9 protein-coding genes and 1 pseudogene are annotated in these 14,873 nt (G+C 63.7%); 5 read left to right on the top strand and 5 right to left on the bottom strand.

The annotated features are described in order from the left end of the window. Positions 1–15: 15 nt before the first annotated feature. Positions 16–1,207: pseudogene (locus ACIPV6_RS15215) on the top strand (MFS transporter). Here the strand turns inward: ACIPV6_RS15215 and ACIPV6_RS15210 are convergent. Beyond that, positions 1,204–3,312, bottom strand: a complete 2,109-nt coding sequence (locus ACIPV6_RS15210) for a type IIA DNA topoisomerase subunit B (RefSeq protein ID WP_400271669.1) — start codon at positions 3,310–3,312, stop codon at positions 1,204–1,206. The pseudogene ACIPV6_RS15215 and the gene ACIPV6_RS15210 overlap by 4 nt on opposite strands. Before the next feature lie 256 nt (positions 3,313–3,568). On the opposite strand from ACIPV6_RS15210, the gene ACIPV6_RS15205 reads away from it, so the two are divergent. Then, positions 3,569–3,790 carry a hypothetical protein gene (locus ACIPV6_RS15205; protein ID WP_021473125.1) on the top strand — a complete coding sequence of 74 codons (222 nt, stop codon included), beginning with the start codon at positions 3,569–3,571 and terminating at the stop codon, positions 3,788–3,790. Between the two features lie 265 nt (positions 3,791–4,055). Here the strand turns inward: ACIPV6_RS15205 and ACIPV6_RS15200 are convergent, their stop codons facing one another. From ACIPV6_RS15200 to ACIPV6_RS15185, 4 genes are all read right to left on the bottom strand, one after another. Further along, entirely contained in the window at positions 4,056–5,375 is a 1,320-nt protein-coding gene (locus tag ACIPV6_RS15200) for an RNA polymerase sigma factor (RefSeq protein WP_400271668.1), read from the bottom strand. A gap of 246 nt (positions 5,376–5,621) precedes the next feature. Beyond that, the gene (locus tag ACIPV6_RS15195; RefSeq protein WP_400271667.1) at positions 5,622–6,971 is read right to left on the bottom strand and encodes a DUF4192 domain-containing protein; all 1,350 of its coding nucleotides are present in this window, start codon (positions 6,969–6,971) and stop codon (positions 5,622–5,624) included. A 92-nt stretch (positions 6,972–7,063) separates the two neighbouring features. Further along, positions 7,064–8,425: a nitrate/nitrite transporter gene (locus ACIPV6_RS15190; protein ID WP_400271666.1), complete on the bottom strand. Its 1,362-nt coding sequence runs from the start codon at positions 8,423–8,425 to the stop codon at positions 7,064–7,066. 35 nt (positions 8,426–8,460) lie between these two features. Further along, entirely contained in the window at positions 8,461–9,399 is a 939-nt protein-coding gene (locus tag ACIPV6_RS15185) for a proteasome assembly chaperone family protein (RefSeq protein ID WP_400271665.1), read from the bottom strand. A 335-nt stretch (positions 9,400–9,734) separates the two neighbouring features. Here ACIPV6_RS15185 and ACIPV6_RS15180 point away from each other — a divergent pair, with 335 nt between their 5' ends. From ACIPV6_RS15180 to sucB, 3 genes are all read left to right on the top strand, one after another. Then, positions 9,735–11,258 carry a leucyl aminopeptidase gene (locus ACIPV6_RS15180; RefSeq protein ID WP_400271664.1) on the top strand — a complete coding sequence of 508 codons (1,524 nt, stop codon included), beginning with the start codon at positions 9,735–9,737 and terminating at the stop codon, positions 11,256–11,258. Between the two features lie 294 nt (positions 11,259–11,552). Continuing rightward, positions 11,553–12,935: a dihydrolipoyl dehydrogenase gene (gene lpdA, locus ACIPV6_RS15175; RefSeq protein WP_400271663.1), complete on the top strand. Its 1,383-nt coding sequence runs from the start codon at positions 11,553–11,555 to the stop codon at positions 12,933–12,935. Positions 12,936–13,049: 114 nt separating this feature from the next. Continuing rightward, entirely contained in the window at positions 13,050–14,801 is a 1,752-nt protein-coding gene (sucB, locus tag ACIPV6_RS15170) for a 2-oxoglutarate dehydrogenase, E2 component, dihydrolipoamide succinyltransferase (protein WP_400271662.1), read from the top strand. Positions 14,802–14,873: the final 72 nt, after the last annotated feature.

The raw sequence follows: 14,873 nt of genomic DNA, 5'->3' as shown, positions 1-14,873 counted from the left end.
GTTACATTGACTGCTGTGAACGCCGAATCCCCCGTTTTCCACATCAGCCATCGATGGCCGCTCTACGCTGCCGGTTTCACCACAGCCTTCGGCGCCCACGCGGTGGCAGCCGGATTGGGCGCCGAAAGCGCCGACATCGGCCTCAACCTGCTGGGTTTGGGCGTCCTGCTCGCCCTCTACGACGTCGCCGAAGTTTTTCTCAAGCCGGTCTTTGGCTCACTCAGCGACCGGATCGGACCCAAGCCGGTCATCGTCGGGGGCCTCGTAGCCTTCGCCGGCGCCTCCCTTATCGGGCTGTGGGCCGAACAGCCGCTCATGCTCGCAGCTGCGAGGCTGGGGCAGGGAATGGCCGCCTCGGCATTCTCGCCTGCATCCTCGGCCAGCGTTGCGCGCCTGGCAGGCACCAGGACCGGACACTACTTTGGCCGCTATGGCTCCTGGAAGGGCTTGGGGTATGCCATCGGCCCACTGCTGGGCGCCCTCGCCATCATCACGGGTGGCTTCAGCTTGCTGTTCGGGGTTTTGGCCATGGTGGGCTTGCTGACCGCAGCCTGGGTTGCCGTGGCCGTACCACGCCTCCAGCCGCTCCCCAGGCCCCGATACACGATCCTGGACGTCTGGCGGCAAAAGCACGCAACGGTCTTTTCTTGGCCCAACGATCGTCCTGGCCGCCGGCACCGGGGCATTGGGAGCGGCCGTCGGCTTCCTTCCCGCGCTGGCAGCCAGGGAGGGACTCGGCACTGCGGGGAGCGTCGCCGTCGTCACCGTCCTGGCCATAGCCTCCGCGCTCATCCAACCGCGGATCGGAAGGCTCCGGGACCGCGGAATCCTGCACGACCGGCCCGGCATGGTGTCCGGCCTCCTGGCCATCGCAGCCGGCACGCTAACGGCAGCGCTGCTTCCCGGCCCGGCCGCCATTTACGCCTCTGCGTTGATGATCGGGGCGGGCATCGGCGTCGCGACGCCGCTGGCCTTCGCGCACCTTGCGGACTCCACACCGCCCGAGCGGCTGGGCCGCACCATGGGCTCGGCCGAACTCGGCCGGGAACTTGGCGACGCCGGAGGTCCCCTTCTGGTGGGCGGCGTCGCCGTCGCTGCCGGCCTGCCGTGGGGACTCGGTGCGCTTGCCGCCGTCGCAGCGGCAGCGTCCCTGGCCGCGCCGTCGGCAAAAGCAGCCGACGACGCCGTTCGTACCGCGCAACGCTAAGCGTCGATGCGCTCCCGATCCAGCGTCGCGGCACCGGCGATGATGAACTCCTTGCGCGGTGCCACGTCGGATCCCATCAGCAGGTCAAAGACTTCCTCGGCACGCTGCGCACTGTCGATGCCCACCTTACGCAGCGTGCGGTGCCTCGGGTCCATGGTGGTTTCGGCCAACTGCTGGGCATCCATCTCGCCAAGGCCCTTGTAGCGCTGGATCGGTTCCTTGTAGCGCTTTCCTTCCTTGGCGAGGTTGGACAGGAGCACGTGGAGCTCGGCCTCCGAGTAGGTGTAGATCATCTCGTTCGCCTTCTGGCCGGGGTTGATGACTTCAACCCGGTGCAGCGGAGGCACGGCGGCGAAGACCCTCCCCGCCTCGACCATCGGACGCATGTACCGGAAGAACAGCGTCAGCAGCAGCGTCCGGATGTGCGCGCCGTCAACATCCGCGTCGGTCATGAGGATGACTTTGCCGTAGCGGGCAGCATCGATATCAAAACTGCGGCCGGATCCTGCGCCGACAACCTGGATCAGGGCTGCACATTCGGCATTGGAGAGCATGTCCCCCACCGAGGCTTTCTGGACATTGAGGATCTTGCCGCGGATGGGCAGCAAGGCTTGGAAATCGGAGGAACGCGCCAGCTTGGCGGTGCCCAGGGCGGAATCACCTTCCACAATGAACAACTCCGAACGCGCAACATCGTCAGTCCTGCAATCGGCAAGTTTGGTAGGCATCGAGGACGTTTCCAGCGCATTCTTCCGGCGCTGGGTTTCCTTGTGCACGCGTGCTGAAATGCGCGACTTCATCTCGCTGACGATCTTTTCGAGGAGCAGCGAGGATTGTGCCTTGTCATTGCGGTTGGCAGACGCCAGCTTCGCTGAGATTTCCTGTTCCACTACCCTGGCCACGATGGCCCGCACGGCCGAGGTCCCCAGGATCTCCTTGGTCTGCCCCTCAAACTGCGGTTCGGCCAGTCGCACCGTCAGGACTGCCGTCAACCCGGCCAGGACATCGTCCTTCTCGATTTTGTCGTTGCCGGCCTTGAGCTTGCGTGCGTTGGCCTCCACCGCTTTGCGGAACGTCTTGAGCAGTGCCGCCTCAAACCCTGCCTGATGGGTTCCGCCCTTGGGAGTTGCGATGATGTTGACGAAACTGCGCATGGTGGTGTCGTAGCCGATGCCCCAGCGCAGCGCAATGTCCACTTCGCAATCACGCTCCACTTCGGCGATCTTGCTGTGGCCGTTCTCGTCAAGCACGGGAACGGTCTCCTTGAACTTTCCGGATCCGTGGAGGCGCCAGACATCCGTCACGCCGGAGTCGGCGGCAAGGAAATCGACGAACTCGGAAATTCCGCCATCGTGGTGGAAGACTTCCTCATGCACGCCGGCCTCACCGGGGGTGCCTGGCAGTTTGCGTTCGTCGCGGACGGTGATTTTCAGTCCCGGTACAAGGAACGAGGTTTGGCGGGCGCGGGCAACCAGGTCCTCATAGGAGAACCGGGCATCAGGCGTGAAGATCTGCCGGTCCGCCCAGTAGCGGACGCGGGTTCCGGTGACTCCCCGCTTGGCCTTGCCGACGACGTCAAGCACCGAGCCCTCCACGAACGGCTCAAACGCCGACTCTGGGCCGCTCTTCGCGCCCGAATCCTGGAAACGCCCCGGCTCGCCCCGACGGAAGGACATCTGGTAGGTCTTGCTGCCGCGGTCCACCTGGACGTCCAATCGGCTTGACAAAGCGTTGACCACAGAAGCGCCGACACCGTGCAGGCCACCCGATGCAGTGTAGGACCCGCCGCCGAACTTACCGCCCGCGTGCAGCTTGGTGAAGACCACCTCGACGCCGGTCAGGCCCGTCTTGGGTTCCACGTCAACCGGGATGCCACGGCCATCGTCATGGATTTCCACCGAGTTGTCCGCGTGCAGGATGACCTTGATGTCGTGGCCGAATCCTGCAAGCGCCTCATCCACCGCGTTGTCGATGATTTCCCAGAGGCAGTGCATGAGGCCACGGGAGTCCGTGGAACCGATGTACATGCCCGGGCGCTTGCGGACAGCTTCAAGGCCCTCAAGGACAGAAAGATGCCGGGCGTTGTATTCAGAACTCGGTGCCACTCGCGGTGTGCTCCTTCGGGGTATATCTCAGGGTGTTTCCAGCAGTGTTTGTATCCGCCAAAATCAAGGCAAACTCTGCCCATACTAGGGTAGCCGCCGGCGCCGCCGGGAACCGTTTGCCACTCCCGTAAGCGGCACGGCGGTCCCGTTACGTTACGCACATGTGATACGCGGACAGCGAAAGTGATCCATCCTTGCCATGGTTCTGCTTCGAATACTGGTTATATGGATGTACAGAACTACTAAGGAGGCCGACATGACAACAGCAGTTGCAGACCGCACGCTTAACGCAGCTGACCGATGCGATCGTTGCGGGGCTCAAGCATATGTCCGCGTTGTACTCGAGTCCTCCGGCGGTGAGCTGCTTTTCTGCGGCCACCACGCCCGCGCAGTTGAGGCCACGCTCCGGCCCCTGACCTCCGACTGGCACGATGAGACCGAACGCCTCAACGAGAAGGCACCCGTTCCGGTCGACTAGCAAGGACAACACACCGCAGCAGGGTCTCTCCCACCAGGGAGGGACCCTGTTCTTGTTAACTGGCCTGCCCTGGACGACAGTGTCCCCAGCCTGGGGATCGATCGTGGAGGGCATGGATGCCCCAAGTAGCTGGCACTTGTGGTTGTTCCCAGCGCTGGGAACAACCACAAGTGCCAGTCAGATGGGTGCGCCTCGCCGCCCCGGGGCTTAACAACAGCAGCCCTGCCGGATGTCCGGCAGGGCTGTTGTTCACTTCCAGCGGTTCTTAGTCCAGGTAGTCCCGCAAGACCTGCGAGCGGGACGGGTGCCGCAGCTTGGACATGGTCTTGGATTCGATCTGGCGGATACGTTCACGCGTAACTCCGTAGACCTTGCCGATTTCGTCTAAAGTCTTCGGCTGGCCATCAGTCAAGCCGAATCGCATGGCCACAACACCGGCTTCACGCTCGGAGAGCGTGTCCAGTACGGAATGCAGCTGCTCCTGGAGAAGCGTGAAGCTCACGGCGTCCGCCGGAACAACGGCCTCCGAGTCCTCGATCAGGTCACCGAACTCCGAGTCGCCGTCTTCACCCAGCGGAGTGTGCAGGGAAATCGGCTCGCGGCCGTACTTCTGGACTTCCACAACCTTCTCCGGGGTCATGTCCAGTTCCAGAGCCAGTTCTTCCGGCGTGGGTTCGCGTCCGAGGTCCTGCAGCATCTGGCGCTGCACGCGGGCCAGCTTGTTGATGACTTCAACCATGTGGACCGGGATACGGATGGTCCGCGCCTGGTCGGCCATTGCGCGGGTGATGGCTTGTCGGATCCACCACGTGGCGTACGTGGAGAACTTGAAGCCCTTGGTGTAGTCGAACTTCTCCACGGCGCGGATAAGGCCCAGGTTTCCTTCCTGGATCAAGTCCAGGAAGAGCATGCCGCGGCCGGTGTAGCGCTTGGCCAAGGACACGACGAGACGCAGGTTCGCCTCAAGCAGGTGGTTCTTGGCGCGCTTGCCGTCGTGGATAACGAACTCCAGCTCGCGCTTGAGCTTGGGGTCCATGGATCCGTCATCGGCAGCAATCTTCTCTTCGGCAAAGAGGCCGGCTTCGATCCTGAGCGCGAGGTCGACTTCCTGCTCTGCGTTCAGCAGTGCTACCTTGCCGATCTGCTTCAGGTAGTCCTTGACGGGGTCTGCGGTTGCCCCGGCGGACATGACCTGCTGGACGGGGGCGTCGTCGTCATCAGCATCGGAATAGACAAAGCCGGAACCAGTGGGGGCAGGCTTGTCCTTGCTGGCAGGAGCACCCTCCTCTTCAGCCTCGTCGTCGCCGACTTCCACTTCCTCAGCTGCCGAGGGATCGAATTCTTCGTCCTCGACTTCCACATCGTCAGAGTCGTCTTCGGCGTCTGAAGACTTGTTGGCAGCCTCGGCCGCGGCCTTGGCACCGGGCTTGGGTCCACGCTTCTTGGGTGCAGGCTTGTCAGGGTTTCCCTCTGAAGCCTTGTTGGCAGCACGAGTCGCCGCGCTCTTTGCCGAAGCCGCCTTCTTTTCCTCAGCGGACAGTTCGGCCTGGGCGGCGGGTTCCTTCTCGACGGAAGACGGGGTCACAGAAAACCTTTCTAGCGGCGGTCTGTGGAATCACCATGTGGGCAACACCACTATGACCCTGTCAAGTCCGCGATTATTTTCAAATGCAATCGCCGTCCGCAGGGTCTCTAGGTACAACTGCCGACGCCGCCGAAATGTTCCCCAATATGGGGGCCACCCGGGCATTCAAACGCGGACCCAACCGGGTCTCGGCATCCATTGTCTCACGATTTTGCGAATCCCACGCGTAGCGGGCCGGTCTCGGGCCTATTTCCTGCCCGCAACGTAGGTGCCCCACGCCGAGTCAGGACGCCGGGCCCATCCGCTGACCGTGCCTTGGCCCAGGATCTCGTCGAGGAGTTCGGCCAGCCTGTATCCGGGCTGGGCGGCCAGGGCGCGGTCCAGGCAGGCATGGGCGAACGAACCACTCCCCTTGCACCAGGCGATCCATCCTTGGAGGGTCAGTGCAGCCGCCGCGGCCTCGCTCTCTTCTTCGTCGAAGCTCAGGAAGGACAACACCCGCTGCAGGGCGTCGAGGAGCGGCCAATCGGGAATGCCGGGTTGCACACCCAGGAGCACCTCTCCGTAGGAGAAGAGCCCCCCATGGCCCGAATCCAGGGACGGCTGTGGCACTTCTGACTCTCCGGCCACCCTGCCTCTTCCGCCCGTGCCGAAAGCTGTTCCGGGCCAACCGCACGGATCATGGCCTGCCCGCAAACCAAGTTCGCGTGGATCAAAGGGCAGCGACGGTGAGACATCGTCGTCGAAGATGCTGAAGGCCTCCGCCCCGGCCTTCGCAGATCGCACCCCGGCCGCCGCCATGACCATGATGGCGTCCCGCCACGGTGGTACGGCAAGGCTCGCCCGCAGGAAGCCCACCACTTCGTCGGCGGCCGGCCCCTCGAACCCCTGCACCTCCCCCGCACCGTCCAGGCTTGATTCGCCACGCGCCCACGGTCTGTCCAGGATCTGGAGCCAGGCATCCATGACGGCATCCAGGCACAGCCGGCTGCGCCATGCACCAGTGAACTGGCCCTCGAATTTCAGCTCCGCCTCAAGCACGCCCTCAGGTGCTTTCCCTGGCAGCGCGAGCCTGGGCGGGTCCACCCGGCTCTGCGGCGACGAGCCCACGCTGCTTCCGCGGTAAACCATCTCGGCGTTGATCCGGCTGTTCCGGATCTGGTCTACTGGCAGGCCCGGGACCGGACAGCAGTCCGCGTCTGTACAGAAAGCACTGCGCCAATAGTCGTCTCCCACCAGCCACGCTTCCCGGACGCAAAGCCCCACAGTCTCGAGAGCCTGCTGCAAGGCCACCAACACCGGCATGGCGTGGCACACCACCGAGCCGTCGTCCCAACCGGCACTGTCATACAGGGCAAGGACCACACCATCCGCATGTTCGTCGGCGAGGAGGTGGTTCCGTACGTACTCCGCAAAGGCTGCCCGGACGCGCGGCGAGTTTGACGTGGGAAGGTCCACCCGAAGGGTAGCTCCGAAAGTCTTCTCCTGCATGGTGATGGCTACCAGGCTGTCCTGTGGCCAGTAGCCGAGCAAATGCGGAATGTAGCCCAGGACGTCTTCGGGCCGGTAGATGTTGAGGGTCTCGTTGCTGGTCATGCTTCAAGCTTGGCCAGCGCGGAGTGGACCGCACAGCCGCCTCTTGGCGTATGTGGAAAAGGGCTCTTGGGGAAGACCAGTGAAGCTGGCTGCTAGGTATCGCCAGGGTGGGTGGAAGCCTGGCGCGCTGTACGCCGCCGCTCAATCCGCTCACGGCGTTGCTTGGCCAGCGTTGCCACCAACGGGGCAACATGGATGCCGTGCGCCGCCATCTGGCGGCGCACCTTGCGCCGGGTCAAGAGGATCAACACCGTGCCCAGCGCGAGGAGCACGAACTGGATGCTCAAAGCGATCCGGAACGGGGCCAGTCCGTACAAGACACCGTTGGAAAAGCCACTGGCATTCAGGACGTCCAGCACCAGGCCGATGAGGTAGATCGCCACGAGCGCCGCGATAAATCCTCCGACGTTGACGATTCCCGTTGCGGTCCCGATTCTGTGCGAGGGATTGAAGGTCCTGGCAAAGTCGAAGCCGATCATCGAGCCGGGACCTCCGACGGCCAACACCACCACGAGGACTACGAGCAGCCAGAGCGGCGCCCTCTCGGGCAGCACGAGGACCGCCGCCCACACCAGCGCAGTGGCCAGGGTTATCAGAAGGACCATCGCCGAACGCCTCATGGGGTGCTTGGAGACGAACCGCCCCACGCCCGGTCCCGAAACAATGGCCGTGGCTACAAACAACGCCATCAGCGCAGAAACCGTGGTTGCGTCCAGCCCCTGGGCCGAAAGAAGGAAGGGGTAGCCCCAGGTCATGGCAAACAGGTTTCCGCTGAACTGGACTGTGAAGTGGCTCCACAGCCCAAGCCTCGTCCCGGGCTGCTTCCATGCCCGCGACAAGGAAACTCCCGTGGCCCTGAGCCCCTGGGAGGTGTCCCTGGGCGGGTGGCCCGGAGGAGCATCCCTCAACAAGACAAGGACAAGGACGACGGCGAGCACGGACAGTGCCGCCAGTGACAGGAAGGCCGGGGTCCACCCCGCGGAATGCAACAGCAGCGCGAACGGCACCACGCTGAACAACTGGCCCAATTGACCGCACATGCCGGTCAGCTGCGTCACCAACGGAACGCGTGCCGGAGCGAACCACAAGGGCACCAGCCGGATAACCGAAATAAAGGTCATGGCGTCTCCCGCGCCAACCAACACCCTGCCCAGGACTCCACCGGGAACGCTGTCCGCGAAGGCCAACTGCAATTGCCCCAAGCCCATCAGGACCGCGCCACCGGCAACCATCACCCGGGAACCGAACCGGTCCACCAGGACACCCACGGGAATCTGCAAACCCGCGTAGACCAACAATTGCAGGACGGTGAAGAAGGATACCGCGGCGGCGCTGGCGTGGAACCGCTCGGTGGCTTCCAGCCCGGCAACGCCGAAGGAGGTGCGCTGCGCCACAGCCACGAGGTAGGCGAACACGCCAATTGTCCAGATGAGCCAGGCGCGGGGAGAATTCACTCCTTAATTATGCCTGTCATCAGATCAAAGCTGATTTATTGAGGCGCGTCCTTACGGGCGAGGTAGGCCTCCACCGCAGCACCGAGATCCTCCGCATTGGGAAGTTCATCATTCTCGTCCGCCAGGAGGGAACGTCGCACTACGCCCTCGGACTTCTCGTCGTACCGGGCTTCCAAATTCGAAACCACGGCCTGCACTTCCTCCGACGATTCGATCTGTTCCGCAATTTGCCGGCTCACCTCCCGGCCGGATTCGCGCAACCGGTCGGTGGGCAGCATCAGCGACGTTGCCGCTCCCAGGTACTCCAAGCCAGCAACGGCCGCTTGCGGGTACTCCGCTTCGGACAAGTAGTGTGGGACATGGATGACGTAGCCTGCAACGTTGCGTTCGGCTTCGGTGAGCCGCAGCTCAAGGATGTGTCCGATCGCGGCAGGAACCTCCACCGTTGGTTTCCAGCTGGAAATGCCCTCGATGAGTTCGGGACGGTTGCCATGGACCGTAACGCCCACGGGCCGCGTGTGGGGAACAGGCATCGGAATCGAGTGGATCCAGGTCACGAGGTTCACGTCGAGCTTTTCCACAATGCCCACAACGGCCCTGGAGAAGCGCTCCCACTGCAGGTCAGGCTCGAACCCTGCCAGCAGGAGGAAGGGCTGTCCGAGTCCGTCGGTCAGCTTGTACAGTCCCAGGCGCGGCGGCTGGTAATCCTGCAGGTGGTCCTCTACGAAGGTGATGTGGGGCCGCCGGGAGCGGTAGTCGATCAACTGGTCGGCGTCGAACATCGCCACCACTTCGGCGTCAAGCTGGTCAAGCAGTTCCGCATTGATCTGCCGGACCACATGTCCGGCGTCCGCGAAACCGGTAAAGCCCATCACCATGTTCAGTCCACGCAATTCGGGGCTGTGGAAAATCTCGATGTTGCTCGCGTAGAGCGCCTCGGGGTCCAGGAGGGAGCCGGATATCCGTTCAAACACGGCATGTTCCTTTCACAGTGGCAAAGTTCGGGGCCCGGCCAACGCATGGATTCGCGTGGAATCCGTGCAGGGCAAGGACCGGTCTTGAAGGTCCGTTGTAGATACAACGCAGCACGTCGAGTGGGCATTCCTGCCACCCGGTGTGCCGCAAGTCTCATTTAATTGCTCTCCGCAGCCTGCGAGAGACTACGATCGAAATGGGCCGGCGCCCTTTCACTACGCTGGTCCCGAAGACCAAGGCCGCCGTCGCAACAAGACGCCGGGCGCGTACCGGAGCAGGGCGCCAAACATGCAGCCCTGCCATGCAATGCAGAGAGAAGTGAGGACACATCCTCGTGGTCAAGACTACTGACATCCTCCTCGGCGTGATCGCCAAGGATCTGAAAAAGTCCCCCAGCGACGCCCTCGTGGTGGGCGTGGCGCAAGGCGCCGACGGCCCGGTGCTGCTGTCCAATCCCCTCAGCGCCAAAGCCGCCGAGTCCATCACCGGATCCCTGAAAGTCCTGGGCATCACGGGCGCGGCCGACCAGGTGCACCGCCTGCCGGGGCTTCCGGAAACCGGCTCGGAAATCCTCGTCCTCGCCGGCGCAGGAAAGACGTCCGACGGCGGCCGCCTCACCGAAGAGGCGCTGCGTCGCGCTGCGGGTTCGGCTGTCCGCCAACTCGCCGGCCTGTCCACGGTAACGCTCGCGTTCCCGGCATCCACAGTGGCCGAAGTCGCAGCCGTGGCCGAAGGTGCCGCCCTTGGTTCCTACTCGTACACCGAGCACCGCTCTAGCCAGGACGGCTTGAAGGCACCCGTCAGCAAAGTCCTCCTCTACACGGAGGTCGCCGCAAAGGAAGCACAGCCCGTCCTGGACCGTGCCACCGTCCTGGCCCGCGCCGTTAACGCTACGCGCACCCTGGTCAACCAACCCCCGAGCCATCTCTTCCCTGAATCGTTCGCCGACTCCGCCAAGGACCTTGCCAAAGGCCTGCCTGTCAAGGTCACCGTGTGGGACGAAAAGCGCCTGGAAAAGGAAGGCTTCGGCGGTATCCTCGGCGTCGGCAAGGGCTCTACCCGCCAGCCCCGCCTGGTCAAGGTGGAGTACGCCCCGGCCAAGGCCACCAAGAAGATCGCGCTGGTGGGCAAGGGCATTACTTTCGACACCGGTGGCATCTCGATCAAGCCGGCCCTCGGCATGGGCGACATGAAGAGCGACATGGCCGGTGCCGCCGTCGTTCTTAACACTGTCCTGGCCATCGCCTCTCTCGGGCTGCCCATTAAGGCAACTGCCTGGCTTTGCATCGCGGAGAACATGCCTTCCGGCGCAGCGCAGCGGCCCGCCGATGTCCTCACGGTCTACGGCGGCAAGACCGTCGAGGTCCTCAACACCGACGCCGAGGGCCGCCTGGTCATGGCCGACGGCCTTGTCGCCGCCAGCCTGGAGGCCCCGGATGCCATCATCGACGTCGCTACGTTGACAGGCGCCCAATTGATCGCCCTGGGCCTGCGGACCGCGGGCGTGATGGGCTCGGACTCCGTGACCGCCGCCCTCAAGTCCGCAGCAGACCGTGCCGGCGAACTGGTGTGGCCCATGCCCCTCCCCGAGGAGCTGCGTCCCAGCCTGGATTCGCAGGTTGCGGACATCGCGAACATCGGCGAACGCAACGGCGGCATGATGACCGCAGCCGTCTTCCTGCGCGAGTTCGTCGGAAAGAACGGCAACGGTGAACAAATCCCGTGGGCCCACGTGGACATCGCCGGACCGTCCTTCAACAACGGCAGCCCCTACGGCTACACACCCAAGCAGGGAACCGGCTGCACTGTCCGCACCCTGGTGGCCTACGCGGAAGACCTCCTGACGACTTCCGCCTAGGCGTTCCTGCCCTCCACCGAGGCACGGGCGGGCCTTCCCGGACCACGTCCGGAAGCCCGCCCTGCCGCGGAATTATGCGGCGTGTAGGGCTGTGTCACAAGTGAACGTGAGTCTCGACACAAGCGCTCCACAAACGCCCGCAGAGGGTGGAGCATGGGTAGGTGGTTCGCTAAGGTGAACTCGATAGTCACAAATGCAAGAGAACTTACGTGCTGGCATAATCACGGCAGAACAAGTTCCAAAGACCCGATGACACGCAGTCCCGTGTCATCATTCACGCGAGGGAGCGTTTAAGTGGCCGATCAGGCAACTGCGCAAGAATTCGACATCCTGGTACTCGGTGGCGGCAGCGGCGGCTACGCCACGGCGCTGCGGGCCGTACAGCTTGGGTTCACCGTTGGCCTTGTGGAAAAGGCAAAGCTCGGCGGAACCTGCCTCCACAATGGCTGTATCCCCACCAAGGCACTCCTGCACTCGGCCGAACTGGCCGACCATGCACGCGATTCCGCCAAGTACGGCGTGAACGTGACCCTGGACAGCATCGACATGTCCGCCGTGAACGCCTACAAGGACGGCATCATCGCCGGTAAGTTCAAGGGACTCCAGGGACTCATCAAGTCCAAGGGCATCACCGTCATCGAAGGTGAAGGCAAGCTCCAGGGCAACAACACCGTCGTGGTGAACGGTACGGCCTACACCGGCAAGAACATTGTCCTAGCCACGGGCTCCTACTCGCGCTCACTTCCCGGACTGGAAATCGGCGGCAAGGTCATCACCTCGGACCAGGCCCTCACCATGGACTACATCCCCAAGAGCGCGATCGTGCTCGGCGGCGGCGTCATCGGCGTCGAATTCGCTTCCGTGTGGAAGTCCTTCGGCGTGGACGTCACCATCATCGAAGGCCTCCCCTCCCTGGTTCCCAACGAAGACGCCTCGATCGTCAAGAACCTTGAGCGTGCCTTCAAGAAGCGCGGCATCAAGTTCAGCACCGGCATCTTCTTCCAGGGCGTTGAGCAGGACGAGAACGGCGTCAAGGTCACGCTGGTTGACGGACAGACGTTCGAAGCAGACCTCCTTCTGGTCGCTGTTGGCCGTGGCCCCGTCACCGCCAACCTTGGCTACGAAGAAGCAGGCCTCACCATCGACCGTGGCTTCGTCATCACCAACGAGCGCCTCCACACCGGCGTCGGCAACATCTACGCCGTCGGCGACATTGTCCCCGGCGTGCAGCTCGCCCACCGCGGCTACCAGCAGGGCATCTTCGTTGCCGAGGAAATCGCGGGCCTGAACCCCGCGATTGTCGAGGACATCAACATCCCCAAGGTCACCTACTGCGAGCCGGAAATCGCAACCGTGGGCTACACCGAGAAGCTCGCCAAGGAAAAGTTCGGCGAAGACCAGGTGCAGACCCAGGAGTACAACCTGGCCGGCAACGGCAAGAGCTCCATCCTCGGCACGGGCGGCATCGTCAAGCTCGTCCGCCAGAAGGATGGCCCGGTGGTTGGCATCCACATGATCGGCTCGCGCATTGGTGAGCAGATTGGCGAAGCCCAGCTGATCGTGAACTGGGAAGCCTACCCGGAAGACGTGGCCCAGTTGGTCCACGCCCACCCCACGCAGAACGAAGCCCTGGGCGAAGCCCACCTCGCCCTCGCGGGCAAGCCGCTCCACGGCTAAGTCTTTACCCAAGACAAACGGGCCGGGTGCACGCGGCAGAATCTGCAGCGTGCACCCTCCCGGACCAGCAGAATTCATCCGCACAAAAAGATCAATAAGGAGAACGGGGACGACATGTCTGAATCCGTTAACTTGCCCGCCCTCGGTGAGAGTGTCACCGAAGGAACCGTCACCCGCTGGCTCAAGCAGGTTGGTGACCGGGTAGAGATCGACGAGCCGTTGCTCGAGGTTTCCACCGACAAAGTAGACACCGAAATCCCTTCTCCGATCGCAGGCGTCATCGAAGAAATCCTCGTCGCCGAAGACGAGACCGCTGAGGTTGGCGCTCCCCTGGTTCGCATCGGCGATGGTTCCGGCTCTGCCGCTCCGGCCGCCGAAGAAGCACCCGCTCCGGCTGCCGAGGCTCCCGCCGAGCAGGCTGCACCGGCACAGGAAGCACCTGCTGCTGAGGCACCGACTGCCGAGGCTCCCGCCGCTTCCGGCGGCGAAGGCCACGAAGTAACCCTGCCCGCGCTTGGCGAGAGCGTTACCGAAGGTACCGTGACCCGTTGGCTCAAGGCTGTCGGCGACACCGTCGAGGTTGATGAGCCGCTGCTCGAAGTCTCCACGGACAAGGTTGACACCGAGATCCCTTCCCCGGTGGCCGGAACCCTGCAGGAAATCCGGGTCAGCGAAGACGAAACCGCCGAAGTTGGGTCCGTCCTTGCAGTAATTGGTTCCGGCGCAGCTGCTCCTGCTGCAGCTCCGGCACCGGCAGCACCCACTGCGGAAGCGCCGGTACCGTCCGCTCCTGCAGCGCCCGCCGCGGAAGCACCGGCACCCGCCGCCCCGTCCGCTCCTGCAGCGTCCGCTCCTGCAGCGCCCGCTCCTGCAGCGCCCGCCGCTGCACCGGCTCCCGCTGCCCCGGCCGCGGCACCCGCAGAGACCACGGGCTCCTCCGAGTCGGGTTACGTCACTCCCCTGGTCCGCAAACTCGCCAACCAGCACGGCGTGGACATCTCCGCCGTATCGGGCACCGGTGTTGGCGGCCGCATCCGCAAGCAGGACGTCCTTGCCGCGGCCGAGGCCAAGAAGGCCGCCGCAGCTCCGGCCCCGGCAGCTGCTCCTGCCGCCAAGGCAGCCGCACCCGTGGTTGCTTCCTCGCTCCGTGGAACCACGGAAAAAGCGCCGCGTATCCGTCAGGTCATCGCCCGCCGCATGCGCGAATCCCTTGAGGTCTCCACGCAGCTCACGCAGGTGCACGAAGTGGACATGACCAAGATCGCGAAGCTCCGCCTCAAGGCCAAGAACAATTTCCAGGCCCAGAACGGCGTCAAGCTGACCTTCCTGCCGTTCATCGCCAAAGCTGTTGCCGAGGCACTCAAGCAGCACCCCAAGCTGAACGCTGCCTACGACGAGTCCCAGCAGGAAATCACCTACCACAACGCCGAACACCTGGCGATTGCCGTGGATACCGACAAGGGCCTGCTGGTTCCGGTCATCTCCGACGCCGGCAACCTCAACCTTGCCGGCCTTGCGGGCAAGATTGCCGATGTGGCTGGCCGCACCCGTGACGGCAAGATCGGCCCGGACGAGCTGTCCGGCGGTACATTCAGCATCACCAACATTGGGTCCGTCGGCGCCCTGTTCGACACCCCGATCATCAACCAGCCGCAGGTGGGCATCCTGGGCACCGGCGCGATCGTCAAGCGCGCCGTGGTTGTTGCAGACGAAAACGGCGACGATTCCATCGCGATCCGCTCCATGATGTACCTGTCGCTGACGTACGATCACCGTTTGGTGGACGGCGCGGACGCCGGACGCTTCCTGCAGACGCTCAAGGCCCGCCTTGAAGAGGGCGCCTTCGAAGCGGACCTGGGTCTCTAGGTCCTTCAGGCGACCTCTGCTGACAAAGGCGGGGAAGGATTCCGGAAATTGCGGAATCCTTCCCCGCCTTTC

Source organism: Paenarthrobacter sp. NPDC089988 (assembly GCF_044748465.1).
Lineage (GTDB): Bacteria > Actinomycetota > Actinomycetes > Actinomycetales > Micrococcaceae > Arthrobacter.
Note: the sequence above shows the minus strand (reverse complement) of the source record. Positions and strands in the feature narration are given on the sequence as shown.